Here is a 25,306-nt window from a genome sequence, read left to right on the forward strand (position 1 = left end):
GCGTTCGCCGAGCACGCTCGATCGTTCCGGCCTAGCGTGTGTGACCGGGGCCACGGCGCAGATGCTGAGGGCCCTCTGCACGTCTGCTCCAGCAGTACCTCGACGTACCGCACGACTCGACCACCCGGTCCGGTGCTTGGCGCCGCCTGCCGTCCCCCGGACCAGCGACGACACGGAGGCGACATACGAAGAAGCCGTTCAGCGGGGAGATCAACCTGGACGTCCGGGACTCGACCCCGGACTGGGAAGCGTTCCTCCCGCCCAAGGCACCGGCGGGGGCGCCCAACGTGCTCGTCGTGCTCTACGACGACACGGGCATGGCGTCGTGGTCGCCCTACGGCGGCCGGATCAGCATGCCGACCATGGACCGCCTCGCCCGCGACGGCCTGACGTACTCGCAGTGGCACACGACGGCGCTGTGCTCACCGACGCGCTCGACGTTCCTGACCGGCCGCAACCACCACCTCAACGGCTTCGCGACGATCTCGGAGTCCTCCACGGGGTTCCCGGGGTACAACTCCCACATCCCCCCGTCGAACGCGACCATGGCGCACGTCCTGCGGGACGCCGGCTGGTCGACCTTCTGGGTCGGCAAGAACCACAACGTGCCGATCGACGAGTGGACCGCGGGAGCCTCGAAGAAGAACTGGCCCCTGGCCCAGGGGTACGACCGCTTCTACGGCTTCATCGGCGGTGAGACCAACAACTGGTACCCGTCGCTCGCCGAGGACAACCACTACATCGACCAGCCGTACCTGCCCGAGGACGGCTACCACCTGTCGAAGGACCTGGCGGACCAGGCCCTCAAGATGATCCGGGACGTCAAGCAGACCGAGCCTGACAAGCCCTGGTACATGTGGTTCTGTCCTGGTGCGAACCACGCCCCGCACCACGCGCCGCAGGAGTACATCGACAAGTGCAAGGGGAAGTTCGACGACGGGTACGAGGCCTACCGCGAGTGGGTCCTGCCGCGCATGATCGAGCGGGGCATCCTGCCCGAGGGCACGGCGCTCACCGAGCTCAACCCCATGCCCGACGGAACGTTCTCCCCCACGGACGAGGTACGGCCCTGGGCGTCGCTGAACGACGAGGAGAAGCACATGTTCTCCCGGATGGCCGAGGTGTTCGCCGGGTTCAGCGAGTACACCGACGCACAGGTCGGTCGCGTGGTCGGCTACCTCGAGGAGTCCGGTCAGCTCGAGAACACGATCATCGTGTACTGCGCCGACAACGGCGCCTCCGGGGAGGGCAGCCCGAACGGCTCGGTCAACGAGGGCAAGATCTTCGGCGGCTACCCCGACGACGAGGCGCAGAACCTCACCATGGTCGACAAGCTCGGCACCCCCGACACGTACAACCACTACCCGACCGGGTGGGCGGCCGCGTTCTCGACGCCGTACAAGATGTTCAAGCGCTACACCTACCAGGGCGGGGTCGCCGACCCCCTGGTCATCCACTGGCCTGCGGGCATCGCGGCCAAGGGCGAGGTCCGCCACCAGTACCACCACTCGACCGACATCGTGCCCACGATCCTCGAGGCCTGCGGCGTCGAGTTCCCCAGCACGTACAACGGTGTCGAGCAGACCCCGCTCTCCGGCGTCTCCATGGTGCCGTCCTTCGGCGCCGCCCCCGACGCACCGACGAACAAGCAGACGCAGTACTACGAGATGTTCGGCCAGCGAGGGATCTGGCACGAGGGCTGGAAGGCCGTCACGGTGCACGGTCCGGTGAGCGGCAAGGGGCACTTCGACGACGACGTGTGGGAGCTCTACCACACCGAGGTCGACCGTTCGGAGTCGCAGGACCTGGCGGCGCAGCACCCGGAGAAGCTCGAGGAGCTCAAGGCGTTGTGGCTCGAGGAGGCCAAGAAGAACGACGTCCTGCCCCTCAACGACCTGCAGATCATCGGCAACCCCAAGGACTTCGAGACCTTCGTGGCCATGGAGTTCCACCAGCCCGCTCCGCCGAGCGGTCGGTTCGTCTACTACCCGGGCACGTCCGAGGTGCCCGAGCGCTCTGCGGCCAACACGCACGGCGTCTCGTACAAGATCGCGGCCGAGGTCGAGCTCACGCCCGACTCGCAGGGAGTGATCTTCGCCCACGGGTCGCGATTCGGCGGGCACGCGCTCGTCATCAAGGACGGCCAGGTGCACTACGTGTACAACTTCCTGGGCATCCCGCCCGAGGACCGCGTCTCGGCGCCTGTGCCGACCTCGGGCAAGCACATCATCGGCGTCGAGTTCATCAAGGAGGGCATGGGCGAGAACCGCGAGGGCGTGGGCCCGGTCAAGCTCTACATCGACGACCAGCAGGTCGGGGAGAAGCGCATCCGGACGATCCTGGGGCACTTCTCGCTCTGCGGCGAGGGCCTGACGATCGGGCGCGACAGCGCGGACCCCGTCTCGTCGTTGTACGGCTACGGCTTCGACTTCACGGGCGGCGAGATCGCTCAGGTCGTCTTCGACATCGCCGACGACGCCTACCTCGACCTCGAGGCGCACCTGGCAGCCGCGATGTCGCGCGACTGACCCCACCGTGCGCCCGGGGCGGTCGGCCTGATGCCGACCGCCCCGGGCGTCCCCGTACCCGGCCCGTGAGAGGACTTCCGATGACTGCCCTTCCTTCCTGGCGTGACACCCCCGCTCGGGCCGCGATCCTCGACCTCGTCGACCGGGTCGCGAACGGCCCCGACGCGCTCCCCCCGGCCGAGCGCGTCGCGGTCTTCGACAACGACGGCACCCTGTGGACGGAGAAGCCCGTGCCGGTCCAGCTGCACTTCCTCGTCGAGCAGTGGGCGCGCGCGGCGGCCTCCGACCCCGCGCTGGCCGAGCGCCAGCCCTACCGTGCAGCGGCGACCGGGGACCTGGCCTGGTTGGGCGGCGCGGTCGACAAGCACTACGCGGGAGACGACTCCGACCTCGGCGTGCTGATCGAGGCCGTCGTGGCCGCACAGGCCGGCCGCTCGGTCGGCACTTATGCGGACGCCGTCCGGGAGTTCCTCGACGAGGCGACGCACCCTGCCCTCGGCACGCCCTACCGGTACGCCACCTACCAGCCCATGCGCGAGCTCCTCGACCTCCTGCGCGACAACGGCTTCTCGACGTACATCACCTCGGGCGGGGACCGCGACTTCATGCGGCCGTTCACCGAGGACTTCTACGGCGTGGCCCCCGAGCAGGTCGTGGGGTCGAGCCTCGGGCTCACCTACGACGCCGAGAAGGGTGACGTGGTCTACTCCTTCCTGGACGACGGCCCGGAGAAGCCCGTGCGGATCTGGAGCAGGATCGGCCGACGGCCCGTGCTCGCCGTCGGCAACTCCGACGGGGACGTGCCCATGCTCGGGTACGCGTCCGCCCACCCGCTCGGCCTGGCCGTCCTGATCCACCACGACGACCCGGACCGCGGCGACCTTCCCTACGACAAGGGGGCCGAGCAGGCGCTCGCCCTCGCCGCCGACGAGGACTGGACCGTCGTGAGCGTGCGCGACGACTGGTCGCAGGTGTTCCCGGTGCCGCCGGTCGCCCCCCGGGTCGGCGCGACGGGCGGTGCGCCGGTGGCAGTCCCGCACGGCGGGGTGGAGGCTCCGTGACGTCGGCGCCCGCAGCGCCACGGCCCCGGGCCACACGCTCGGCGACGCCCGGCGTCCAGCTCTTCCCCACGCTGCGCGGCTACCGCACCTCGTGGCTGCGCGCCGACGTCGTCGGCGGGCTCTCGGCCGGGGCCGTGGTCGTGCCGCAGGCCATGGCCTACGCGACCATCGCGGACCTGCCCGTGAGCTTCGGCCTGTACACGTGCATGGTCCCGCTCGTCGTGTACGCGCTGCTCGGCGGGTCGCGAGCCCTGAGCATGAGCACGACGTCGACGATCGCGACACTGTCGGCCTCGACGCTGCTCGCGGCAGGGGTCGCGGCCGGTGCCGAGGACCCGGCTCGCGCGGTGTCCACGCTCACGCTCCTCGTCGGCGCCCTGCTGCTGCTCACCCGGGTCCTGCGCCTCGGGTCGCTCGTCGAGAACATCTCGCAGGCCACGCTCGTGGGGATCAAGACCGGAGTGGGCGCGACAGTCGCTGCGGCCCAGCTCCCGCACCTGCTCGGGGTGCCCGCCGACCCCGACGCGACCGGCTTCTTCCGTGTCGTGGGGTCCGCGCTCGGCCGGCTCGACCAGGCCGTGCCCGCGACGGTCGTGCTCTCGGTCGGGAGCATCGCGGTCCTCGTGCTGCTCGGCCGCCTCGCTCCGAGGGTGCCGGCGCCGCTGGTCGTGGTGGCCGCGGGCATCCTGCTCGTGGCCTTCGCGGGGCTCACGGACCACGGCGTCGCGGTCATCGAACCCGTCCCGCCGGGACTGCCGCTGCCCGTCCTGCCGGACCTGTCGCTCGTCGGCCCGATGCTCGCGGGGGCGAGCGCGATCGCGATCATGGCGTTCCTCGAGACCGTCGCGGTGGGCCGCGGGGTGCGCCGGCCCGACGAGCCGCAGATCTCGCCCGACCAGGAGCTCCTGGCCAACGGCGTCGCGGCGGTCGTCGGGGCGTTCTTCCGGGCCATGCCGCCCGCGGGCGGGTTCTCGCAGACCGCGGTCAGCCTGCGCGCGGGGGCGCGCACCCAGGCCGCGGGGCTCGTGACCGCGGCCCTCGCCGTCCTGGTCGCGCTGTTCCTGGCCCCTGTGCTCGACGACCTGCCGCAGGCGACGCTCGGCGCGATGGTCGTCGTCGCGACCGTGAGCCTCATCAAGGTCGGGGACTTCGTGGTCCTGTGGCGGATCAACAGGGTCGAGTTCGCGGTCGCGGTGGTCACGACGGGGATCGGGCTCGTCGCGGGGCTGCTGCCCGCGGTCGGCGTCGGCGTCGGCCTCACGCTGCTGCTCGTGCTGCGCGAGCTCGACCGGCCGCGGGGGACGACTCCGAGGAGGACGCTGCCGTGGCCCGCGAGGTCGCGCGCGAGGCGGCGCTCGAGTCGGGCATCGCGCCGGGCGTCCTGGTCCTGCACCTCGACGCGGGGCTCTACACCGCGAACACCCGGCCCACGGTCGAGCGCGTTCTCGCCCTGGCCCGTGCCAGCAGCCCGACGCCGCGCGCCGTCGTGCTGGAGTCCGGCGCCCAGCGCGGCGTCACCTCGACCGTGCTCGACGGTCTCGGGGACCTCGACCGGCAGCTCGCCGGGATCGGCTGCACGCTCCTGCTCGCACGGGTCCCCCGCGCGACGGCCGACCGCGCCATGGCTTCGCCCTGGTTCGCCGCGCTCGTGGCCGACGGGCGGCTCCTGCCGAGCGTCGACGCGGCGGTCGACGCGGTCCAGACCCTGCCGGCTACGCCCCGGTGATCAGCGCGTCGAGGCGCCTGATCGGGTCCCAGGCGCCGTCCTCGCTGTTGGACACGACCACCAGCGTCACGCCGGGCTCGCCGTCTCGCCCGGGGTAGTGCCGCACGATCGCGCTCGACCCCGTGTTGATCCCGTCCTTGGAGAACGACCGGACCGTCCCGTCCGCCGTCACCTCGATCTCGAGGCCGAACGCGAAGTGCACGGCCGCCGTCTGCCCCGGCCCGGCACCCTCTATCTCGTGGTGCAGGGCTTGCGGGGTCACGAACGCCTGAGTCAGGTCGGGTGGCAGGAGCTCGCCCGCGCGGACGGCGTCGAGGAAGCGGACGAGATCGGCCGCGGTGACGTGCGCGCCGCCGTCGGGCGAGCCGATGGGCGGGTAGCTGTAGATGTTCTGCCGCCAGCCCACGATCGGGGGTGCGTCGCGCTCCCCGGCGTGGGCACCGTCGTCGGGCGCGCCGTCGTCGGGCGCGGGATCGCGGACGGGCTCCCAGCCCTCCGCGACGTCCGGGACCGCGTCGCGCATGTCGAAGAAGCCCGACGACGTCATGCCCGCGCGCGCGAAGACGTGCTCGCGGACGTAGTCGCGGTAGGTGAGGCCCGTGGCGTGCTCGAGGGCCAGGCCCGCCAGGACGTAGCCCACGTTGCAGTAGCGGCACCCCTCGCCCACGGGGAACATCGGGGTCTTGTGGACGAACTGCGGCAGGAAGTCCGCGGTCTGCGTGACCGAGTAGCTCGGCTTGTCGACCCACAGTGCCTCGTAGGACTCTCCCGCCTCCTCGTCGGCGTCGTCCGCGATGCCCGAGGTGTGCGAGAGCAGGTGCCGCAACGTGACCTCACGCGGGATCCGGGTGCCGTCGAGGTCGACGTGGTCGTGGATCGAGGTGTCCAGGTCGAGAGTCCCCGCGGCGACCTGCTGGAGGACCGCGACCGACGTGAAGAGCTTGGTCACCGAGGCGACGTCGAAGCGCGTCGAGGCCTTGACGGGGACACCCCAGCGCCGCGAGGCCACGCCGTAGGCCCCCTCGAAGAGGGTCCCGCCGTCCTGGGACACGAGCACGACGCCCGAGAGCTCGTCCCGCGCGGCGGCTTGCCGGAGGTGGTCGTCGAGCGCGGAGAAGGCCGCGGGGGTAGTGGTCATGCCCTCGACGGTAGGCCCGCCGGGCAGGGGCGGGCCAGGGCAATTCCTGCTCGTTCGGGGCGTGGCAGGATCGAAGGATGGACCTCGAGGACTTTCTGGACCACGTGAACCGCGGCGAGCTCATCGAGGGCGGGTCCGAGCAGCACGCCTTCATGCACGGGGCGGCCCAGGAGGCGCTGCAGGTCGTCGCCGACCTCAACTCCGGGTACCGCACTCCGGACGAGGTGCGCGCGCTGCTCTCCCGGCTGACGGGGGTCGTCGTCGACGAGTCGGTCACGGTCTTCCCGCCGTTCTACTGCGAGTTCGGCAAGAACCTGACCCTGGGCAAGGACGTGTTCCTCAACAGCGGCTGCCGCTTCCAGGACACCGGGGGCATCACGATCGGCGACGGGACCCTCATCGGGCACGGGTGCACCCTGACGACCCTGAACCATGCCGTCGACCCCGCCCGCCGGGCGGACATGATGCCGTCGCCCATCAGGATCGGGCGCAAGGTCTGGCTCGGCGCCGCGGTCACGGTGGTCCCCGGCGTGACGATCGGTGACGGTGCGATCGTCGGCGCCGGGGCGGTCGTGACGAAGGACGTCCCAGCCGACACGATCGTCGCGGGGGTTCCCGCGAGGATCCTGCGCACCACCGGCTTCGACGCTTCGCTCGACTGACGGAGTGCCCGCGCCCAGGGCCTCATCGGCCCTTCCGGTGCGAGCGCTGGGCCCGCCACCCTAGGGTGGGGCCGTGCGCCCCCGCCTCGTCGCTGCCCTCGCCACCGCCGCCGCCGCCGCAGTCGGTGGGCTCGGCTCGGCGTGCGGGGTCGTCCCCGGCACGGACGCGGCGCCGACGCCCACCGAGCCGCTGGGGCCTGCAGCGGTCTACCGCAACGTCGGGACCGAGGGCCTGGACGCGCTGCTCACGGGCGTCGTGAGGATCGACGACGGATGCCTCTACGTCGATGGCCCGGAGGAGTCGGGACGGTACCTTCCCTACTTTCCCGTGACCGACACCGCCTGGGAGGACGACGCCCTGGTCTGGAACGGCGAGCGGTACGTCGACGGCGACCCGATCTCGCTCGGTGGCGGGGAGATCGGGCCGGGTGGGCTGACCGATGCCGTGGCCCCGGCGGGGTGCGACGATTCCCCCGCATGGCTCGTCGCCCCCTGACATCCCCAGAAGCCCGACCGTTCGAAGGAGAACCACGATGCCCCGTCCCCGCCTCGGCGTGATCGTCCCGCGCGACCTGCCGATCGCCGACCTGCTCCCGTTCGCCCTGCGTGCCGAGGAGATCGGCCTCGACGAGATCTGGGTGGTCGAGGACTGCTTCTTCCGGGGCGGGATCGCACAGGCCGCGACGATCCTGGCCCGGACGCAGTCGATCCGCGTGGGTATCGGGATCCTGCCGGCTGCCGTCCGCAGCCCGGCCATGACCGCGCTCGAGGCAGGGACGCTCGCCGAGCTCCACCCCGGGAGGCTGCTGCTGGGGATCGGTCACGGGATGCCCGAGTGGATGCGGCAGATCGGCGTGTGGCCCAAGAGCCCGCTGACCCTGCTCGAGGAGACCACGGGCGCGGTCCGTGCCCTCCTGCACGGCGAGCGTCTCAGCGTCGACGGACGCTACGTACAACTCGATGATGTTGCGTTGTACAGCCCTCCGGCGTTAGCCCCGCCCGTCCTCAACGGGGTGCGCGGACCTCGGTCGTTGGAGGTCGCGGGCCGCGTCGCAGACGGCACGATCCTCGACATGCCCGTGACCCCCGAGTACCTGGCGACGGTCCGCGCGGCGGTCGGACGAGGCCAGGCCGCGGCGGGCACGAGCGCCCCGCCCGAGCACACGCTCGTCGCGTTCAGCCTCGCCGTGGTGCACGACGACGTCGCAGCGGCCCGCGAGATCGTCCGGCCCGCACTGGCCACGTTCGGCGCCGCGGACTGGACCGCGCAGATCGACCCGCTCCCGTTCGCGGCCGCGTTCCGGGAGCTGCGCGACTCGACGCCGACCCCGCAGGAGTTCTCCCGGGCGCTGCCCGACGAGTGGATCGACCAGCTCGCGATCGTCGGGCCCCCCGACGTCGTCCGGGCGCGGCTGTCCGCGCTCGAGGCGAACGGGGTCAGCAGCGTGGTGGTCGTTCCCACGAGCCCCGACCCGGACCGGCCCGACGACCCGTTCGCGGCGCTCGACGCGCTGGCGCGGGTGGTCCAGGACTTAGCGTCTTCCGCGAGCCCCTGCGCCGAGAAGTGAGTTGATGCCCCTGATCCGCGCGGATCAGGGGCATCAGCTCACTTCTCGGCGGAGCCGGTCCAGCCGGCATGCTCACCGCTCAATGGATCAGGTCTCGCCAGTTCGCGGGCACGCGGCTCGCGGGCCCCGGTGTCGTCTGGTCCTCGGGGTGCGCGAGCGGGGGCGCCGGCTCGGGCCCGTCGAACGCCTGCGCGGTCACGTAGTCCCAGTACCAGTCCTCGCCCGGCTCGTAGCTGCGCATGAGCCGGTGCCCGGTCTGGGCGAAGTGCGCGGTCGCGTGCTGCGACGGGGACGTGTCGCAGCACCCGACGTGGCCGCACTCGGCGCACCGGCGCAGGTGCACCCACCAGCCGGCCGCCTGCTCGCACTCCACGCAGCCCGGGCCGCTCGGCGGCACGGTCAGGTCGAGGGACTCCTCGAGGCTGGGTGGTCCGGCGCTCTCGGCCGCCGTCACACCTGCGCCCCGACGCTCCGGACGATCGGCTCCCAGTCCTTGGGATCGAGCGGCTCGGCGGGCTCGGCGGCCGCCCATCCGCGTGCGGCCTCGATCGTCGTGGAGAGCAGGTCGTAGAGCGCGTCGTCGGCGTCCCGGGAACCTGCCTCGGCGAGGCCCTGGACCGCTGCCGCCACGATGCTCGGCGCAGCGTCACGGGCGAACCGTGCGGGCCTCAGGCGCGACCCCTTGCAGAACGACTCGGCCCACGCCGCGGTGCGGGGCACCATGGCCAGCGCGTCGACCGAGGCCTGCGTCCGGGTACCCGGCTCACGGTCCTCGAGCTGGTCGAGCATGCGCTCGCCCGCGATGATCGCGACCGCGAGGACGTCCTGACGGTCGCTCGGGGCGACGGGCAGCGCGGTCTGCGCGGCACGCAGGGCGATCCACACGCTCCAGCGCGGGTCGTCGCTGCGCAGCCCGATCACGTCCGGGATGAGCAGGGCCAGGCGGGGCCGGGCCGTGTCGCTCGTGAGGTCGTTGACCGCTCGCGCGAGCATCGCGACGAGCGGGTGCGTGCACTGGGGATGGTCGCTCCAGCGTTCGCCGGCCAGGTACGACGCGAGCTCCATGAAGCACGCGCCCTTCTTCGGGTTGCGGTGCTTGCCGCGTCCTAGCATCGGTAGCACGTCGTACGTCGATGTCACGAGGGCACCTCCATCAAGGGGTCCGGTCCATTCCAGTCTGCGACCGCCTCCCGGAGTTGGCAACGGGTGGGAACCTCCTCGCGGACGGCCCGACGGCGGCGCGCCCGTCGGGCGGCTCGGCTCGCCCCCCACGGGGTCCGGGCACATCGTCCCGAACCCTCCTAAGGCACCTCAGACCACCTCAGGTGAGATGCGCCGTCGGGCCTGAGGTGGTGCGCGCCCAGAACCTGCCCGGTCGACCGATACGCCACCGCTCGCCTCAGCACCAGAGTGAGGGTCAGGCGGGCACCAGGTCCGCCGGAACGGGGAGCATCATGAACGAGTTCAACGGCCCGTCTCTGGAGACGGACTTCCGCTACCACCAGCAGCTGGTCCGTGCGGACTTCTCGCCCGGGGAGAACGTCCTCCTGCGGTGGCTCCGCAGCCACGTCGGCAGTCAGCACGCGAGCACCACGGGTCAGGGCGGATGACGGAGCCCTCCTCCGGGCGGGTGAGCCGGGGACGACGACCGCCCTCGGCACCACCCAGCACACCGTTCGCGGACGGTCCGGAGGAGGACTTGGTCACACCGGGTGCGGAGTATCAGGAAACTTCGTGGCAGCCGTCTGTGGCCACTGCAAGGATGGGCGGTATGCCGCGCCCCTCCCAGGCTCATTTCGTCGCAAGACAGCACCAGCTCGACGTGATCGCCGCAGCGGTGCGCCGTGCTGCCGCCGGGGACCCGGGCGCGATCCTGCTCGGAGCCGACGCCGGGGTCGGCAAGTCACGCCTCCTCGTCCGGGCTGCCGAGCTCGCGCGCGAGGCCGGGGCGACCGTGGTCGTGAGCCACTGCGTGGACCTGGGCGACGTCGGGCTCCCCTACCTGCCGTTCACCGAGGCGCTGTCCGAGCTCCGCGCGGCCGACGAGGTCGTCGACCGGACCATCGACGGTCGCCCCGCGCTGGGCCGGCTCCTCGACGCCGGCCCCTCGGCCCTCGAGGGCAACGGCGAGGACCAGGCCGGGCGCCTCCAGCTCTTCGAGGCCATCACCGCCGCGATCACAGCCCCCGGGCGCGCTGGGGCGCCCCTCGTGCTCGTGATCGAGGACCTGCACTGGGCCGACCCGTCGACGCGCGACGTCCTGCGCTTCCTCGTCGCGCGGCTGCGCGCCGAGCACCTGCTCGTGGTCGCGAGCTACCGCGCCGACGACCTCCATCGCCGTCATCCCCTGCGCCCCGTGCTCGCCGAGCTGCGCCGACACCCGCGCGTCGAGCACCTCGACCTGGCCCCGTTCACGCCCGTCGAGCTCAAGCAGTTCACGACCGCGGTCGCGGGCCGGGCACTGCCCAAGCACGACTTCGAGCGGGTCATGAACCGGTCGGAGGGCAACGCCTACTTCGCCGAGGAGCTCGTCGAGGCGGGCCCCCAGGCCGACGCCCTGCCCTGGTCGCTCGCCGACGTCCTGCACGCGCGCCTCGAACAGCTCGAGCCCGACGTCCAGCAGCTCGCCCGCATCGCGTCGCTGTCGGGACGTGTGGTGGCCGAGCCGCTGCTGCGCGCCGTGGTCGGGCAGGACCTGGGCGTGTTCTCGCTGGGCGGGCTGCGCGCCCCGGGCGCTCCCGCCACGCGGGCGGCCTGCGACCAGGCGTTCGACGCGACGCTCCGCGAGGCCGTGGCCCACCACGTGCTGACGATCGAGTCGGGCCGCATCGCCTTCCGCCACGCCCTGCTGGCCGAGGCCATCTCGGCCGACCTCCTGCCCGGAGAGCTCGCCGCGCTGCACCGTGCCTATCTCTCGGCCCTGACCGAGGACCCGTCGCTGGGATCGCCCGCGCAGCGGGCCCACCACGCCCTCTCGGCGCACGAGACCACGACCGCGCTGGTCGCCTCGCGCGAGGCCGCCCGCCGCGCGGCGCGCGTCCTGGCCCCCGCCGAGGAGCTGCGGCACCTCGAGCAGGTGCTGCGTCTGTGGGACGCCGTCCCCGACGCCGCGGAGCTGCTGGGCGAGGACCGTGTCGACGTGGCCGTCGCGACGGCGGCCGCGGCGAGCCGTGCGGGCGAGCCCGACCGGGCCGTCGCGATCGCCCGCAAGGTCGTCGAGTCGACCGCGGGCGACCCGTTGCGCCAGGCCTCGCTGCGTCACGTGCTCTCGCTGCACCTGCTCGGGATCGAGCGCGTCGAGGAGGTCATCGAGCACACGGCCGCCGCGCTCGAGGTCCTGCCGACCGAGCCCCCGTCGCGCGACCGGGCCTGGACCCTCGCCACGCGCGCCCGCGCCGCGATGAACCTGGACCGGGCCGACATGGACGTCGTCGCGCAGGAGACGGCCGAGGAGGCCATCGCGGTCGCCCGGGCGATCGACGCCCCCGACGTCGAGGCGGACGCGCTCACGACGCTCGCGGTCCTCGAGGTCGACGACGCGGACCGCGCTGCCTCGCTCCTCGCGACGGCCCGCGAGCGTGCACAGGCCGCGGGCGACCTGCTGACCGAGATGCGGTGCTGGTACAACATCGCGGCCAACCGCTACTACTCGGGGGACCTCGACCAGGCCCTCGTCGAGGCGCACACGGGCCTCGAGCACGCGGTCGCGGCAGGCCTCGGCTGGAACGGGTACGGGGTCGAGCTGCGCCTGTTCGGCGAGCTCGTCCGGTACGCGACGGGCGACCTGCGCCCACCGCCCTCGTCGCCCGAGCCTCCGCCGCCCAGCGCGGTCGCCGCGCTCTCGGCGGTCCAGCTCTACGCGGCCGTCGCCCGCGGCGACGAGGACGTGATCGACCGGGCCCGCGCGCTGCGCCCCGAGTGGCAGCGCGACGGGCAGATCGCGCTCATCGCGGGCGGCTGCATGATCGACGCGCTCGTCTGGTCGGCGCACCGCGACGAGGCCCTGACGCTCGCGCAGGAGCTCATCGTCTACCTGGGGCGCACCTGGAGCGACTACTTCCTGGGCCGGATCTGGATCTCGGCCCTCGCCCTGGCCGCGCTGGCGGACACCGCCGAGGCGCGCCGTCTCGGCGGGGCCGGCACGGCTGACCTGCAGTCGCACGGCGACGCTCTGCTCGCGGAGGCAGAGACCACCGCACTGCGCGGCCGGCCGCGAGGTGGCCGGCTGGGCCCCGAGGGCGTCGCCTGGCTCGTGCGGGCCCGGGCCGAGCACAGCCGGCTCACGGGGACCGACGACCCGGCGCTCTGGGCCGAGGCGACCAGCGCATTCGACTACGGCTACCGCTACGAGGCCACCCGGTCCCGCTGGCGCTGGGCGCAGGCGCTGCTCGGCGTGGGCGACCGCGAGGGGGCCGCGACGCAGGCCGGCCAAGCGCTTGAGGAGGCCGAGGACATGGGCGCGGCCCCGCTCACGAGCGCCCTGCGCGACCTGGCCCGCCGCGGGCGCCTGGACCTGCCGGGGCTGCGTCGTGGAGCCGTGACCGTCCTGACCGACCGAGAGGAGGAGGTCCTGCTGCTCGTCGCCCAGGGCCTCACCAACCGGCAGATCGGCGAGCGCCTGTTCATCAGCGGCAAGACCGTGAGCGTCCACGTCTCGAACGTGCTCGCCAAGCTCGGGGCGTCGGGGCGCACCGAGGCCGTCTCGATCGCGCACCAGCGAGGGCTGATCGAGGTCTGACCGCGGGTGTGGTTCGCTGGACGCCATGAGCGCCCCAGCACCCGGAACCCTCGTCCTGCTGCGCCACGGCGAGAGCGTCTACAACGCCGAGAACCGGTTCACGGGGCTGCTCGACGTCGACCTCTCGGACCGCGGCGTCCACGAGGCCGAGCTCGCGGGCGCCCAGCTCGCGGCAGCGTGCGCGCACGACCCGTCGCTCGTGCCGCACCGCGTCCTCACCTCCCCGCTCGTGCGCGCCTCGGCGACCGCGGCGATCGTGGCCGCGGCCCTGCCGGGCCCGCCGCCGCTCGTGCCCGAGTGGCGCCTGGTCGAACGGCACTACGGCGCGTTCACCGACGACCTGCGCGAGTCCGTCCGGGCCGAGTACGGCGAGACGGCCTACTGGGAGTACCGCCGGTCGTTCGACCACCGTCCCCCGCCCGTCGAGGAGGGCAGCGAGGCCGCAGCCCGCGTCGCCGACACGTTCGGCCGTCTGCCCGACGCCGCCCGCTCGGGCATGCGCCGCGACACCGAGTCGCTCGCCGACGTGGTCCACCGGCTCGAACCCTTGTGGGAGGCGGTCCAGGAGTCGCTGGACAGCGGCGAGAACCTGCTGGTCGTGGGCCACGGCAACTCGTTGCGGGCGTTCGTGATGCTCGTCGACCGCCTCACGGCCTCCGAGGTCCAGGTGCTCAACATCCCCACGGGGATCCCGCTCGTCCACCGCTTCACGCGCCAGACGCCCGACGGCGGAGCGCACCCGGGCGGGAAGTCCCGCCCGGGTGCGCAGCCAGACGCTCAGGCGGCCGGTGCCCACCTCGTCCCCGTGCACCGCGGCGGCCGCTACCTCGACGCAGACCGCGCCGAGGCGGCCCTGGCAGACCTGGAGCAGCGCGGCGGGACGTGAGTCACGACCCCACGCGCAGGGAGCCGTCGCCCGTGGTGCTCCTCTCGACCTTGCAGAACGTCAGGTCGGTGGTGCTGGTGATGATGCGGTCCTCCTGGTCGGCCGTGAGGCCCTCCCGGAAGGATGCCTCGGTGCCGTCGTCGCCCCCGCGGCACCGGAACAGGATCTGATTGCCGGCCGAGTCCAGGACGGCGACGTCCTCGTGCGCGGCGGCCGTGAAGACCCCGGCCCACCGGGGATCCTGCTCCTGGCTCCGGATCGCGACCCGGCTCTGCGCGTCGTAGGACACCGCGCACCCGTCGGCCAGCTCCGTGCAGGCCGTCGTCGCCTGGAGGCCGTCCCCGATCGAGGCCGTCGCCTGGGGTGCGAACGAGGTCTCGTTCGTCAGCGCGAGAGCGAAGGGTGCCTGCGCCCGCTCGGGGATCGTCAGCGTGGGGACGAGCAGCAACGTGCCGGTCGTCCCGTCTGCCTGCGTGATGAGTTCCCTGGACGAGAGGAACGTGCTGGGCTCGTCGTTGAAGTACTCGTTCGTCGTGGCACCGAAGACGAACTGGCCCTCCTCGGTGTCGACGACCGCAGCGGAAGAGAGGACCGGCACGAGCACCGTCGTCGGTTCGGCGCCTGCTCGGAGCCGTCGGAGCTCGGCCTCGTCCCCGGCGACCACCTGGAAGCGCTGCGTCTCCCGTGGTGCGTAGCCGAGGTCGGCCATCTGCTGGATGTAGGCAGGATCCTTGGGGTCCTGCGACGGGTCGGCGTCCTCTCCGGCCGCGGCATCGTGGATCTCCCCGGTCCCCGGGTCGACCACGACGTTCGCGTCCTCGAAGGGACCACCGGCCGAGAAGTCGACCGTCGAGACGACCAGGAACCGGTCCCCGTGCGCGCCGGTCTCGATCCCCGTGTCGAGCACGACGGTCCCGTCCGGGAGCTCGTAGGTCGCGGCCTCGGCCACGGCCGTGATCCCGGGCGCCACCTCCTGGTGCACCACCTCGGTGCTCAGCGTCTCGTAGCCTGCGGCGGGGGCCAGCTCGTGCGCGACCTCGCCCGGGACGCCGGCCGCGACCCCGACACCCACCACGGCGACCGCCGTGAAGGCTGCGACACCGGTCAGGGCCCGGCGGGCCGTGGCCTTGCGCCGGCTCGCGACCAGGACCACGGGCAGGTCGAGCGTGGACGGGGGGACCGCGTCCGCCGCGGCGTGCAGCCGGTCGAAGAAGTCGTCGGTCGGGACGTTCATGAGGTGCCACCCTTTCCGGGCGAGTCGTCGAGGATCGTGCGGAGGCGGGCCAGGGCCCGGGATGCGGTCGACTTCACGGTGCCGACCGGCAGGCCGAGCTCGGTCGAGACCTCGGTCTCCGAGAGGTCGAGCAGGTGCCGCATGACCACGACGCGGCGCTGCTTGAGCGGGAGCTGGAGCAGGGCTCGGACGACGAGGTCCCGGTCGTCCACGCCGGCGGGAGCCGTTCTCACCGGGCCGGCCCCTCTCGGGGCGACCGCGAGCTCCTCGACGTGCCCCTGGAGGTCCTCGGGCCCGGACAGCACCTCGCGCCGGGTCCGGCGCCAGGTGTCGACCCGCAGGTTCGCGAGGATGCGACGCGCGTAGACGAGCGGGTCTCCGTCGCGAGCCCTGGACCATGCCCGGTAGGTGCGTTCGAACGTCTGCTGCGTGAGCTCCTCGGCACGGTGCTGGTCTCCGCACAGCAGGTACGCCATGCGGTGCAGCGGGCCCACGGCCTGTTCCATGAACACCGTGAACTCGGCGTTCCGGGTCGCGTGCAGCACCACGTCCTGCGTGGCGTGGCCACCGTCGAAGTCCGGGTCGAGCGGCTCCGGTGCGTCGCCGTCGGGCGCTCGTCGTGGACCGTCGGCCGTGCCGCCGCCGCCCACGAGCGGCAGGACCGCCGTCATGGCACTGCTCCTGCGGCCCCCGCAGGCGCGGTGCGCACCGGGTACGCGCCCCCGCCGGGAAGACCTGCGGACCGGGACTCGAGCAGCTCGACGTCCCGCGCCAGGGCGTCCCGCACGTGCCGGGTCAGGAGCGCCCGCTGCTCGGGGGTCAGACCTGACCTGCCGCGCGCCCCGGCCGCCGGGGTCCCGTGCTCCAGGCGGTCCAGTGCCACGACGCGGTCGAGGAGCCTCAGGATCTCGACCCGTCCGGCGCGGCCCGACACGTGCGCGGCCACGACCCGGTCCGCGAGCACCCGCTGGGCGTCGAGCGCGCCGAAGCGCGACCCGTCCAGCACGACCGTGCCCAGGGGCCTGCGCACGACCAGCCACCCCCTGTCGTCGTCGGTCGTCACGACGCGGGCGCCACGTACCGTGACGTGGCGCGGCACGATCGACCACCGGACGATGATGGCGCACACGGGCAGCGCGACCGAGAGCAGGACCATGCCGACCATCGGTTGAGGTGAGGACCAGGCCAGGCCGACCGCGAGGAGCGAGGCCCCGACGCTGCCGACCACGACCCCGACCGACCCCGCCGGCCCGCTGTCCACGAGGTCCCGCAGCCGCCCCCTGACGGCTCGAGACCTCGCGGTCGCGGGTCCGGACGACGTGCTGCTGCCCCCTGCGACCCGTGCGCCGGACCTGCTCGGCGGGGGTCGGTACGTTGTCCTCACGAACAGAACACGCAGCGCCTCCCCTGAAGGTTCCCCTGGTTGGGCACCGGTTTCTTCCCGGGGACTCACAGGTTCCGCCGAGGCACTTCCCACGGCCCGTACACATAACCTACGCATCCGTAAGTTACGGTGTAGTAGTGAACACCTTGGCAAAGCAGCCCTGGCTGAGTCGGTACTCCCCAGGGGTTCCCGCAACCGTCGACGTCCCCGACGAGCCCGTGACCGCGGCGCTCGCCCGAGCCGCTGCACGCTGGCCGGACCGGGTGGCGGTCGACTTCTTCGGCGCCACGATCACCTACGCGCGCCTCGCCCAGAAGGTGGACCGCGCAGCGAGCGCCCTGTCCACCCTGGGCGTCGGCCCAGGAGACCGTGTCGCGCTCGTCATGCCGAACTGCACGTCGCACCTCGTCGCGTTCTACGCCGCGCTGCGCCTGGGCGCGACGGTCGTCGAGCACAACCCCACCTACTCGTCCGACGAGCTGGCCCACCAGCTCGCGGACTCGGGCGCCACGGTCGCGCTCGTGTGGCAGAAGGCCGTCCCCGCGGTCCTGGCCGCGCAGCCGCACACCGGGCTCCGCACGGTCGTGTCGGTCGACGTCGCCCGTGATCTTCCCTTCGTCAAGCGCCTCGCGCTGCACCTGCCCGTCGAGGCGGCGCGTACCCAGAAGGCCGCGCTGCGCGGCCCGGCGTCGCCTGGTGTCCAGGACTGGCACCGTCTGGTCGCCGCGGCCGGCCCGCTCGACCCGTCCACCCCGCAGCCCACGGCCGACGACGTCGCCCTCCTCCAGTACACCGGCGGCACCACGGGCACGCCCAAGGGCGCGGTCCTCACGCACCGGAACCTCGTCGCGAACACCGTGCAGGGTCAGGCGTGGGCCTCGTTCCGCGAGGGCGAGGAGACCGTCTACGGCGTCCTGCCGTTCTTCCACGCGTTCGGTCTCATGTTCTGCCTGACGCTCCCGGCGCGGATCGGCGCGACGCTCGTCGCCTTCCCCAAGTTCGACGCCGACTCGGTCCTGGCCGCGCAGAAGCGCCGCCCCGCGACGTTCCTCCCGGGCGTCGCCCCCATGTTCGACCGCGTCGCGGCCGCAGCCGCGAAGGCCCGCGCGGCGGGCAAGCCCGTGGACCTGCACTCGATCCGGCTCGCGTTCGCGGGGGCCATGCCCATCAGCCCGACGACGGCACGCACCTGGGAGGAGGCGACCGGCGGTCTGCTCATCGAGGGCTACGGCATGACCGAGACGTCGCCCGTGGCGCTCGGCAACCCCGTCTCGTCCGACCGGCGTCCCGGCACCCTGGGGCTGCCCTTCCCGAGCACCGACATCCGTGTCGTGGACCAGGACGACCCCACGCAGGACGTCGTCCCCGACGAGCACGGCACGGTGCGCGGCGAGCTGCTCATCCACGGGCCGCAGGTCTTCCAGGGCTACTGGAACCGCCCCGAGGAGACGGCCCACCAGCTGCTCGAGGGCGGCTGGCTCCGCACGGGCGACGTCGTGACCGTGGACGCGGACGGCGTGGTCACGCTCGTCGACCGCATCAAGGAGATGATCATCACGGGCGGGTTCAAGATCTACCCGTCCCAGGTCGAGGACCACCTGCGCCTCATGCCCGGCATCCGGGACGTCGCGGTCGTGGGCCTGCCGGGCGAGGGATCGGACGAGCGCGTCGCGGCCGCGATCGTGCTCGACGAGTCGGAGACGACCGCGAGCGGCCTGCCGGTCGACCTCGCCGCCGTGCGCGCCTGGGGCGAGCAGAAGCTGGCACGTTACGCGCTGCCCAAGCACCTGTTCGTCGTGCCGGACCTGCCGCGCTCGCAGATCGGCAAGGTGCTGCGCCGCGTCGTCCTCGGGACCGGGGCTCGCGACGCTCGGCCTCCATCTGCAACCAGAGGGTTGCACCGGGCCCCGTCATGTGCAACTCTGAAGTTGCACATGATCCCCTCGAGAGGAACGACCATGACGTCCATCGACCAGCAGGCTGTCATCGACTCCGAGAAGTTCCAGGTCACCCGCACCGTCCTCGTCCGTGCGACCCCCGACCAGGTCTGGGCGGCACTCACCCGTGACGACCTCATCGCCCGGTGGTTCGGCCAGAAGGCCTCGCTGCCGGACCTGCGCGTCGGCGGCGAAGGAGTGTTCGGCTTCGACGGGTACGGCGAGTTCGCCGTCCGCATCGACGAGTACGACGAGCCCGTCACGTTCGCCTTCACGTGGACCAACCAGCCCGGCGCGCCCCTGCGCGACGACAACTCGACCCAGGTCCGGTTCACGCTCGCCCCCGACGGGCCGGGGACGCTGCTCAGCGTCGTCGAGTCCGGGTTCGACCACCTCGGCGAGGGGTCTGCCCACGCCATGGAGAGCAACCGGTCCGGGTGGACGGGCGAGCTCGACGAGCTCGTCGCGTTCCTCGAGGGCTCCGACCGTCCCGTCCCCGACGGCCGGACGGCATGACGACCCCGACCCTCGCCCCCGTGTTCGCCGCGCTCGCCGACGACACCCGCTGGCGCCTGCTCCAGGAGCTGGGGGCGGCAGACCTCTCGGCCTCCGCCCTGGCGTCCCGCCTGCCCATCACCCGGCAGGCGATCGCCAAGCACCTCGCGGTCCTCGCCGAGGCCGGGCTCGTCGAGCCCGTACGGGTCGGGCGGGAGGTCCGCTACCGGGCCGTCGGGTCACGTCTCACCGAGACGGCCCGCGCCCTCGACGCGATCGGCGCCACGTGGGAGCGGCGCCTCGACACGATCCGCAGGATCGCCGAAGCGCCCTAGGTCCGGTCTCACCCGGCCCGGCCCGGCCCTCAGCCGGCCGGGTCCGGCGAGACGACCTCCCACGTCCCGAGCTGCGTGAGACCGGCCCGGACCGCGAGCGCCCGGGACGCCGTGTTGCCGACCTGGCAGCGGTACTGGGGCTCGTGCCCCTGGGAGTACGCGAACCGGCTGATCGCCCGCACCACGCGTCGCGCGTGCCCCTGCCCGCGGAGCTCCGGCAGCGTCAGGACGCCCGTGTCGGCGAGGCGCGAGCCTGCCCAGGGGTACATGCTGGCCGCGCTCACGAGCCGTCCGCCCGCGAACGCGCCGAACACCGCCCAGTGGTCGAGCTCGACGTACGCGTCGTCGAGGTCCCGCTCGGACGCGCTCGCCTCGAACGCGGCGAAGGCGTCGGCGTCCTTCGCGGTCAGGCGGCGCACGCCGGGCTCGTCGGCCTCGGCGAGCAGCTCGGCCCGAGCCTCCTCGGACCAGTGGAAGACGCAGTCGGCCTCGTGCAGCGTGATCTGCGCGTCGCGCAGCGCCTGCCGGACTGCGGCCTCGGTCAGGTCGTCGCGCCCGGTCAGCCTCAGGGCGTCGGCCACCCCGGGGGTCAGTGCGACCAGGATCGTGCTCGCCGCCCCCTCGGCCCCGGCGGTGGTGGTCAGCACCGTGACGCGGCGGTCCTCGGGGAGCGCCGCGTCACGGACCACGACGAGCGACCCGTCCTGGTGCAGGACCTCGCCGTCCACGAGCGGAGCACGCCAGAAGTCGGTGATGATCTGGGAGAACACGTCGGGCTCCTCGGGGGTCGGGGGGGGGGGGGGGGGGGGCGCGCCCGGGCCCGCGGGCCGCGGCCCGGCCGCACGGTACCTCCGCCCCGGTCCGCGCTCACGTCAATTCTCCGGGGCCCCCTCGGGGAACGCCGTGACCGTGACCTGACGGATGCGCCGGTCCTCGACCGCGCTCACGGTCAACCGGTGCCTGGGCAGGTCGACGGCGTCTCCGACCACCCCCAGCCGACCCAGGCGGGAGATGACGTACCCGGCGACGGTCTCGTACGGGCCGTCGGCGAGCCGGATGCCGCTCTGGTCGGCGAACGCCTCGAGCGTGAGGCCCGCGTCGAAGCTCCCCCGGGCCAGGGGCTCGTGGGCGAGGTCGTACTCGTCGCGGATGTCCCCGACGAGCTCCTCGACCAGGTCCTCGAGCGTGACGATCCCGTCCGTTCCCCCGTACTCGTCGACGACGATCGCGAGGTGGACCCCGGTCCGCCGCATGAGCGAGAGCGAGGGCAGCAGCTGGTTCGTGCCGGGCAGCTCGAGCACGGTGCGTGTCACGTCGCGCACGGTCCGCGGCACGCCCGTCGGGGCGTCGTCGTGAGCGTCGAGGAGGTCGCGGACGTGCAGGAACCCGACGACGTCGTCGAAGTCCTCTCCCGTGACCGGGTAGCGCGAGTAGGGCTGCGTCCGCACGACCGCGGCCGCCTCGACGAGCGGGAGGTCGGCGGCCAGGAAGACGACCTCCCCGCGCGGCCGCATGGTCTCGACGACCGACCGCTCGGCCGCCGAGAACACGTCGGTCAGGATCTTGCGCTCGTCCTCGGGCAACGCCTCGTGCGCGATCACCAGGTCGCGCAGCTCCTCCTCGCTCATCTCCTCGCTCCGCGCGGTCGGGTTGCCGCCCAGCAGCCGCACCACCAGGTCGGTCGACCGGGACAGCAACCAGATGACCGGTCGCATCGCGGTCGCGAACCGGTCGAGCGGAGGCCCGACGACGAGCGCGACCTGGGCGGACCGCTGGAGCGCGATGCGCTTGGGGACCAGCTCCCCCAGCACGAGCGACAGGTAGGAGATCACGAGCGTCAACGCCACGAGCGAGACCGTCGAGGCGAGCCCGGTGGGCAGCCCGAGGGACTCGAGCGCCGGGACGAAGTCGGGGGCGAGCGTCGACGCACCGTAGGCCGCGGACAGGAAGCCGGCCACGGTCACACCGATCTGGACCGCGGCGAGGAACCTGTTGGGGTCGCGGGCCACCCCGGCGACCCGCTCTCCCCGCGCCCCCTGCTGCTCGAGCTGCTTGATCTGCGAGTCCCGGAGCGAGACCAGGGCGAACTCGGTCCCGGCGAAGACGCCGCCGACCAGCACGAACACGAGGACCAGCCCGACGTTGAGCCAGGTTCCGGAGTCCATCAGCCGTCTCTCTCAGCTCGTGGGCAGGTGATGAGCACGTGGTACTGCACAACGAAGCCCGGCTCCGTGGAGTTCCTTCCTCACGGCCTCGTGGGCGAGGCGCGAGGAGGCCGCCGGCCGGTCTCCCGCCTCCCGTGACCTAGGCTCGCGGGGTGAGGACCGCGCGCACCTGGCCGACGCTGGGCGCCGCCCTGACCTACCTCGGCACCTCGTTCGGCACGTATCTCAAGGCGATCCTGCTGCTCCAGGGCGTGAGCGTGCTCGTCGTCTTCCCGGGCCTCGCGTGGCTCTTCGAGCTCGCGCTCGACCAGGCCGGCGTCGAGGCCGTGACGCGGCAGACCCTCGGCGAGGTCCTGCGCTCGCCCGTGGCCGACCTGCTGATCCTCCTCATCGGAGCCCTCGCGTGCCTCGTGGTGCTCGTCCAGGTGGGGGCGCTGCTCGTGATCGCCCACCGGCTCGCGCACCGTGAGCCGGTCACGGTCCGCACGGTCGCCCGCGACCTGCTCGGGGCGGCGCGCAAGCTCCTCAGCCCGCAGGTGCTGCTGTTCGTGCCCTACTTCTTCGTGGTCCTGCCGCTCGGGAACGTGGGGGTCGTGGCGACGGTCGTGCGCGGGATCCGCATCCCACGGTTCGTCGTGGGGTCGCTGCTCGAGACCGACGCGGGCACCTGGCTCTACTACGGCTTCCTCGCCATGGTGCTCTACCTCAACCTGCGACTGGTCCTCACGCTCGCGGTGTTCGTCACGAGCGACGCGTCGGTCGCGGCCTCGATGGCGACGAGCTGGCGCCTGACGCGCTGGCACACGTGGCGCTTCGTGGTGCTGTTCGGCGTCGTGCTCGCGGTCGCGGCGACGTTCCTGGTGGGCGTCGTGAACGTGGGTCTCGCACCGACGCGCTTCACGGACCGCGTCATGCCCGACGCGTCGCCGCTCGTCGCGGGCTTCTCGCTCGCGGCGGTCCAGATCGCGGTGTTCGTCGTCACGGGGTTCGTCGCGGCGATGCTCGCCCAGGTCGTGGTGGTCGCGCTGGGTGTGCGCCAGGGCGAGGGGCCCGACGGCGGAGCGATCCACTCCGCGCCCGCCGAGCCGGTCGCGGCCCGGCTGCACGGACCGCGATGGGTGCGCGTCGTCGTCGGGATCGCGGGCGTCGTCGCCCTCGCGGTCCTGTCGGTCTACAACACCTCGGTCATGACGGACATCGGCAACCGCAGCGAGACGGGCGTGATCGCCCATCGCGGGTACCCGTCGCGGGGGGTCGAGAACACGATCCCCTCGCTCGAGGCCGCCGCCGCGGCCCGCCCTGCCTACGTCGAGATCGACGTGCAGCAGGCGGGTGACGGCGGGATCGTCGTCGTCCACGACACCAACCTCGCGCGCCTCGCCGGGACCGACCGGGACGTCTACGACCTGACGACCGCCGAGCTCACCGCGACGACGGTCCGGGCCCAGGGGCACGAGGCCACCGTCCCGACGCTCGACGCGTTCGTCGACCGTGCGCAGGAGCTCGGCGTCCCGCTCCTCGTCGAGATCAAGCCCCACGGCCACGAGTCCCCCGGGTACGTCGAGGACGTCGTCGCGCTGCTCCAGGCCAAGGGCGTGGCCGGCACGTACCTCGTGCAGTCGCTCGACAAGGGCGTCGTCGAGCAGGTCGAGGCCCTGGCGCCGGAGATCGGGACGGGCTACGTGCTCCCCGTGAACCTGGGGCGGCTGCCCGCGACGACCGCGGACTTCGTCGCGGTCGAGGAGTCCTCCTTCACGCCCTCTCTGCTCGCCGAGGCGCACGCGGCGGGCAAGCAGGTCTTCGTCTGGACGGTCGACGAGCCCGCCGCGATGCGCGGCTACGTGCGCGAAGGGGTCGACGGGATCATCACCGACCTGCCGACGAGGGCCGCGCACGAGCGGGACGCCGTCGTCGCCGACACCACGCTGTCCTCGCGCCTGGAGGACGCGGTCCACGGGATCCTGTCGTGGTGAGCGGCGGGACGGCCATCAGTCCTGGGCGTGCACCACCATGACGGGCCCGGTCGCGTGGTGCAGCACCGACTGGCTGACCGAGCCCAGGACCGGTCCCGTCAGCAGGCCGTGGCCCCGCGAGCCGAGCACGACGAGCGACGCCGTCGACCCGGCGACCTGGGCGATCGCGTCGGTGGGCAAGCCCTCGACGACGTGGGTGCGCACCTCCAGGTGCGGTCCCAGGGCACGGGCCGTCCGGGCCGCCTCCCCGACGACGCGCTCGGCGCGCTCCACGTACGCCGACCGGAGGTCGACCGGTGGTGTGAGGGGGCTGACCAGCAGGTCCGCCGGGACGAGGTGCGCCGCGACGAGCTCGAGGGGTGCGCCCCGGACCGCTGCCTCGCGCGCTCCGGCGCGCACCGCGGCCGTCGAGTGCGGGGTGCCGTCGACCCCGACGACGACCGGCCCGGCGGTCGTGTGCTCCGTCCCCGGCGGGACCACGACCACGGGCACCGTCGAACGAGCGGCCACCCGGGCGCTGACCGACCCCAGGAACAGTGCGCCGGCCGCGCCGAGGCCCCGTGAGCCCACGACGACGAGCCCGGCACCGTCTTGCGCCTGGTCCAGGAGCACCGAGGTCGCAGTTCCCCGGCAGGCCCAGGTCTCGACCGGGACCTCGGGTGCCGTCTCCCGCACGAGGTCACCCGCACAGTCGAGGGCGACGTCGGTCTCCTCCTCCTCGAGAACGATCGGCGGCAGGCAGAAGCCGCCCGCGAACACCGGGTCATAGGTGGGGTGCGGGCAGGCGTGGATCACGTGCAGCGGCGCCCCGCGCAGGCGGGCCTCGTGCACCGCCCAGACCAAGGCGTCCCGGCTCGTGCTCGAACCGTCGATCCCGACGACGACGGGCTGGACGTCCATCCTTCACTCCTTCTCCGGCGAGATGCTCCACGCCGGGTGTCGTTCGTTCGTTCGTTCCTGGCATCGCAGGCCTGCTGCTCCGGGCCGGCGGCGCGACACCGCAACCTCCCCCGGGGTGCCCGTCGACGGGCACCGCACGCACTCTCCTTCTCGTGCTCGACGGGGCCCGGCCTGTGCCGGGCCCCGCTCGTGATCCGTCGGCGCCTAGCGCGTCCTACGCCGCCGCGAGGCGCCCAGGAGGCCCGCACCCGCGCCGAGCGTGGCCAGCGCGGCCACCGCGGTGGCGGCCGCTCCGGTGCCCGTCACGGCCAGGGAATCGTCGGCGGACGACACTGTCCCCGTGGTCGGACGCACCGGCTGGGCTCGCTCTGCGCTCGGCTCGGCCACGACGGCCGGGGTCCCGACCTCGGGCGTGGGGTCGGGCGTCGGCGTGGGGTCGGGCGTCGGCGTGGGGTCGGGCGTCGGCGTGGGGTCGGGCGTAGGCGTCGGCGTCGGGTCGGGCGTCGGCGTCGGGTCGGGCGTCGGCGTCGGGTCGGGCGTCGGCGTCGGGTCGGGCGTCGGCGTCGGGTCGGGCGT

At 73.0% G+C, this 25,306-nt stretch carries 22 protein-coding genes and 1 pseudogene; 14 read left to right on the top strand and 9 right to left on the bottom strand.

From position 1 onward, the window contains the following. Positions 1 to 215 precede the first annotated feature (215 nt). The 4 genes and pseudogenes from H9641_RS15950 to H9641_RS20315 all read left to right on the top strand — a co-directional run bounded on the left by H9641_RS15950 (position 216) and on the right by H9641_RS20315 (position 5,315). Positions 216 to 2,528: an arylsulfatase gene (locus tag H9641_RS15950; RefSeq protein ID WP_225220589.1), complete on the top strand. Its 2,313-nt coding sequence runs from the start codon at positions 216 to 218 to the stop codon at positions 2,526 to 2,528. An 80-nt stretch (positions 2,529 to 2,608) separates the two neighbouring features. After that, positions 2,609 to 3,589 (top strand): HAD family hydrolase, encoded by a 981-nt coding sequence (locus H9641_RS15955; RefSeq protein WP_191805414.1) that lies wholly within the window; start codon positions 2,609 to 2,611, stop codon positions 3,587 to 3,589. A gap of 152 nt (positions 3,590 to 3,741) precedes the next feature. Beyond that, positions 3,742 to 4,731 (top strand): annotated as a pseudogene (locus tag H9641_RS20310) (SulP family inorganic anion transporter); the annotation flags it as partial. Positions 4,732 to 4,913: 182 nt separating this feature from the next. Further along, positions 4,914 to 5,315 (top strand): STAS domain-containing protein, encoded by a 402-nt coding sequence (locus H9641_RS20315; RefSeq protein WP_225220578.1) that lies wholly within the window; start codon positions 4,914 to 4,916, stop codon positions 5,313 to 5,315. Here the strand turns inward: H9641_RS20315 and H9641_RS15965 are convergent. Then, positions 5,302 to 6,453: a serine hydrolase domain-containing protein gene (locus tag H9641_RS15965; RefSeq protein ID WP_191805415.1), complete on the bottom strand. Its 1,152-nt coding sequence runs from the start codon at positions 6,451 to 6,453 to the stop codon at positions 5,302 to 5,304. The two genes, H9641_RS20315 and H9641_RS15965, sit on opposite strands and share 14 nt — an antisense overlap. Before the next feature lie 77 nt (positions 6,454 to 6,530). On the opposite strand from H9641_RS15965, the gene H9641_RS15970 reads away from it, so the two are divergent. The 3 genes from H9641_RS15970 (at position 6,531) to H9641_RS15980 (ending at position 8,683) form a co-directional block, all read left to right on the top strand. Then, complete coding sequence (locus H9641_RS15970; RefSeq protein WP_191805416.1) at positions 6,531 to 7,115, top strand: sugar O-acetyltransferase; 585 nt, start codon at positions 6,531 to 6,533, stop codon at positions 7,113 to 7,115. A 73-nt stretch (positions 7,116 to 7,188) separates the two neighbouring features. Beyond that, positions 7,189 to 7,611, top strand: a complete 423-nt coding sequence (locus H9641_RS15975; protein WP_191805417.1) for a hypothetical protein — start codon at positions 7,189 to 7,191, stop codon at positions 7,609 to 7,611. A 37-nt stretch (positions 7,612 to 7,648) separates the two neighbouring features. Beyond that, positions 7,649 to 8,683 carry an LLM class flavin-dependent oxidoreductase gene (locus H9641_RS15980; RefSeq protein ID WP_191805418.1) on the top strand — a complete coding sequence of 345 codons (1,035 nt, stop codon included), beginning with the start codon at positions 7,649 to 7,651 and terminating at the stop codon, positions 8,681 to 8,683. Positions 8,684 to 8,762: 79 nt separating this feature from the next. On the opposite strand, the gene H9641_RS15985 is transcribed toward H9641_RS15980, so the two are convergent. Together H9641_RS15985 and H9641_RS15990 are read right to left on the bottom strand one after the other, a co-directional pair. Continuing rightward, positions 8,763 to 9,137: a UBP-type zinc finger domain-containing protein gene (locus tag H9641_RS15985; protein WP_318244638.1), complete on the bottom strand. Its 375-nt coding sequence runs from the start codon at positions 9,135 to 9,137 to the stop codon at positions 8,763 to 8,765. Continuing rightward, a complete protein-coding gene (locus H9641_RS15990) occupies positions 9,134 to 9,823 on the bottom strand; it encodes a hypothetical protein (protein ID WP_318244639.1) in 690 nt (229 codons plus the stop codon). The genes H9641_RS15985 and H9641_RS15990 overlap by 4 nt, the downstream gene beginning before the upstream one ends. Positions 9,824 to 10,137: 314 nt before the next feature. Here H9641_RS15990 and H9641_RS15995 point away from each other — a divergent pair, with 314 nt between their 5' ends. From H9641_RS15995 to H9641_RS16005, 3 genes are all read left to right on the top strand, one after another. Further along, positions 10,138 to 10,293, top strand: coding sequence for a hypothetical protein (locus H9641_RS15995; protein WP_157257399.1), 156 nt, complete (start codon positions 10,138 to 10,140; stop codon positions 10,291 to 10,293). Between the two features lie 161 nt (positions 10,294 to 10,454). After that, the gene (locus H9641_RS16000; protein WP_191805420.1) at positions 10,455 to 13,421 is read left to right on the top strand and encodes a helix-turn-helix transcriptional regulator; all 2,967 of its coding nucleotides are present in this window, start codon (positions 10,455 to 10,457) and stop codon (positions 13,419 to 13,421) included. A gap of 25 nt (positions 13,422 to 13,446) precedes the next feature. Beyond that, positions 13,447 to 14,307, top strand: coding sequence for a 2,3-bisphosphoglycerate-dependent phosphoglycerate mutase (locus H9641_RS16005; RefSeq protein WP_191805421.1), 861 nt, complete (start codon positions 13,447 to 13,449; stop codon positions 14,305 to 14,307). 1 nt (position 14,308) lies between these two features. Here the strand turns inward: H9641_RS16005 and H9641_RS16010 are convergent, their stop codons facing one another. The 3 genes from H9641_RS16010 to H9641_RS16020 are packed head-to-tail and all read right to left on the bottom strand — an operon-like array spanning position 14,309 to position 16,802. Beyond that, on the bottom strand, positions 14,309 to 15,541 hold the full coding sequence (locus H9641_RS16010; RefSeq protein WP_191805422.1) for a hypothetical protein: 1,233 nt from the start codon (positions 15,539 to 15,541) through the stop codon (positions 14,309 to 14,311). Beyond that, on the bottom strand, positions 15,538 to 16,212 hold the full coding sequence (locus tag H9641_RS16015) for a SigE family RNA polymerase sigma factor (protein WP_225220579.1): 675 nt from the start codon (positions 16,210 to 16,212) through the stop codon (positions 15,538 to 15,540). The genes H9641_RS16010 and H9641_RS16015 overlap by 4 nt, the downstream gene beginning before the upstream one ends. Further along, positions 16,209 to 16,802, bottom strand: coding sequence for a hypothetical protein (locus tag H9641_RS16020; RefSeq protein WP_191805423.1), 594 nt, complete (start codon positions 16,800 to 16,802; stop codon positions 16,209 to 16,211). Before H9641_RS16020 ends, H9641_RS16015 begins: the two co-directional genes overlap by 4 nt. Positions 16,803 to 17,062: 260 nt before the next feature. Between H9641_RS16020 and H9641_RS16025 the strand changes: the two genes are divergently transcribed. Both H9641_RS16025 and H9641_RS16030 read left to right on the top strand, forming a co-directional pair. Further along, complete coding sequence (locus tag H9641_RS16025) at positions 17,063 to 19,378, top strand: AMP-binding protein (protein WP_191805424.1); 2,316 nt, start codon at positions 17,063 to 17,065, stop codon at positions 19,376 to 19,378. Further along, positions 19,375 to 19,692 carry an ArsR/SmtB family transcription factor gene (locus tag H9641_RS16030; RefSeq protein ID WP_191805425.1) on the top strand — a complete coding sequence of 106 codons (318 nt, stop codon included), beginning with the start codon at positions 19,375 to 19,377 and terminating at the stop codon, positions 19,690 to 19,692. Before H9641_RS16025 ends, H9641_RS16030 begins: the two co-directional genes overlap by 4 nt. A gap of 29 nt (positions 19,693 to 19,721) precedes the next feature. Here the strand turns inward: H9641_RS16030 and H9641_RS16035 are convergent, their stop codons facing one another. Continuing rightward, positions 19,722 to 20,462 carry a GNAT family N-acetyltransferase gene (locus H9641_RS16035; RefSeq protein WP_191805426.1) on the bottom strand — a complete coding sequence of 247 codons (741 nt, stop codon included), beginning with the start codon at positions 20,460 to 20,462 and terminating at the stop codon, positions 19,722 to 19,724. A gap of 102 nt (positions 20,463 to 20,564) precedes the next feature. Beyond that, a complete protein-coding gene (locus H9641_RS16040) occupies positions 20,565 to 21,857 on the bottom strand; it encodes a hemolysin family protein (RefSeq protein ID WP_191805427.1) in 1,293 nt (430 codons plus the stop codon). Between the two features lie 152 nt (positions 21,858 to 22,009). On the opposite strand from H9641_RS16040, the gene H9641_RS16045 reads away from it, so the two are divergent. Further along, entirely contained in the window at positions 22,010 to 23,830 is a 1,821-nt protein-coding gene (locus tag H9641_RS16045; RefSeq protein WP_191805428.1) for a glycerophosphoryl diester phosphodiesterase membrane domain-containing protein, read from the top strand. Between the two features lie 15 nt (positions 23,831 to 23,845). On the opposite strand, the gene H9641_RS16050 is transcribed toward H9641_RS16045, so the two are convergent. Then, entirely contained in the window at positions 23,846 to 24,730 is an 885-nt protein-coding gene (locus H9641_RS16050; protein WP_191805429.1) for a universal stress protein, read from the bottom strand. A 340-nt stretch (positions 24,731 to 25,070) separates the two neighbouring features. On the opposite strand from H9641_RS16050, the gene H9641_RS16055 reads away from it, so the two are divergent. Continuing rightward, the coding region (locus H9641_RS16055) for a hypothetical protein (RefSeq protein WP_191805430.1) at positions 25,071 to 25,306 on the top strand (236 nt) is incomplete at its 3' end.

Origin of the sequence: Oerskovia merdavium (assembly GCF_014836755.1) — a bacterium.
GTDB classification, from domain to species: Bacteria; Actinomycetota; Actinomycetes; order Actinomycetales; family Cellulomonadaceae; genus Oerskovia; species Oerskovia merdavium.

Excerpts from the sequence above, each read along its gene's own strand:
- H9641_RS15970 (WP_191805416.1), top strand. The coding sequence starts at position 6,531 with ATGGACCTCGAGGACTTTCTGGACCACGTGAACCGCGGCGAGCTCATC.
- H9641_RS16005 (WP_191805421.1), top strand. The coding sequence starts at position 13,447 with ATGAGCGCCCCAGCACCCGGAACCCTCGTCCTGCTGCGCCACGGCGAG.
- H9641_RS15995 (WP_157257399.1), top strand. The coding sequence starts at position 10,138 with ATGAACGAGTTCAACGGCCCGTCTCTGGAGACGGACTTCCGCTACCAC.
- H9641_RS16050 (WP_191805429.1), bottom strand. The coding sequence starts at position 24,730 with ATGGACGTCCAGCCCGTCGTCGTCGGGATCGACGGTTCGAGCACGAGC.
- H9641_RS16030 (WP_191805425.1), top strand. The coding sequence starts at position 19,375 with ATGACGACCCCGACCCTCGCCCCCGTGTTCGCCGCGCTCGCCGACGAC.
- H9641_RS16010 (WP_191805422.1), bottom strand. The coding sequence starts at position 15,541 with ATGAACGTCCCGACCGACGACTTCTTCGACCGGCTGCACGCCGCGGCG.
- H9641_RS15955 (WP_191805414.1), top strand. The coding sequence starts at position 2,609 with ATGACTGCCCTTCCTTCCTGGCGTGACACCCCCGCTCGGGCCGCGATC.
- H9641_RS16015 (WP_225220579.1), bottom strand. The coding sequence starts at position 16,212 with ATGACGGCGGTCCTGCCGCTCGTGGGCGGCGGCGGCACGGCCGACGGT.
- H9641_RS15965 (WP_191805415.1), bottom strand. The coding sequence starts at position 6,453 with ATGACCACTACCCCCGCGGCCTTCTCCGCGCTCGACGACCACCTCCGG.
- H9641_RS16000 (WP_191805420.1), top strand. The coding sequence starts at position 10,455 with ATGCCGCGCCCCTCCCAGGCTCATTTCGTCGCAAGACAGCACCAGCTC.
- H9641_RS16040 (WP_191805427.1), bottom strand. The coding sequence starts at position 21,857 with ATGGACTCCGGAACCTGGCTCAACGTCGGGCTGGTCCTCGTGTTCGTG.
- H9641_RS15980 (WP_191805418.1), top strand. The coding sequence starts at position 7,649 with ATGCCCCGTCCCCGCCTCGGCGTGATCGTCCCGCGCGACCTGCCGATC.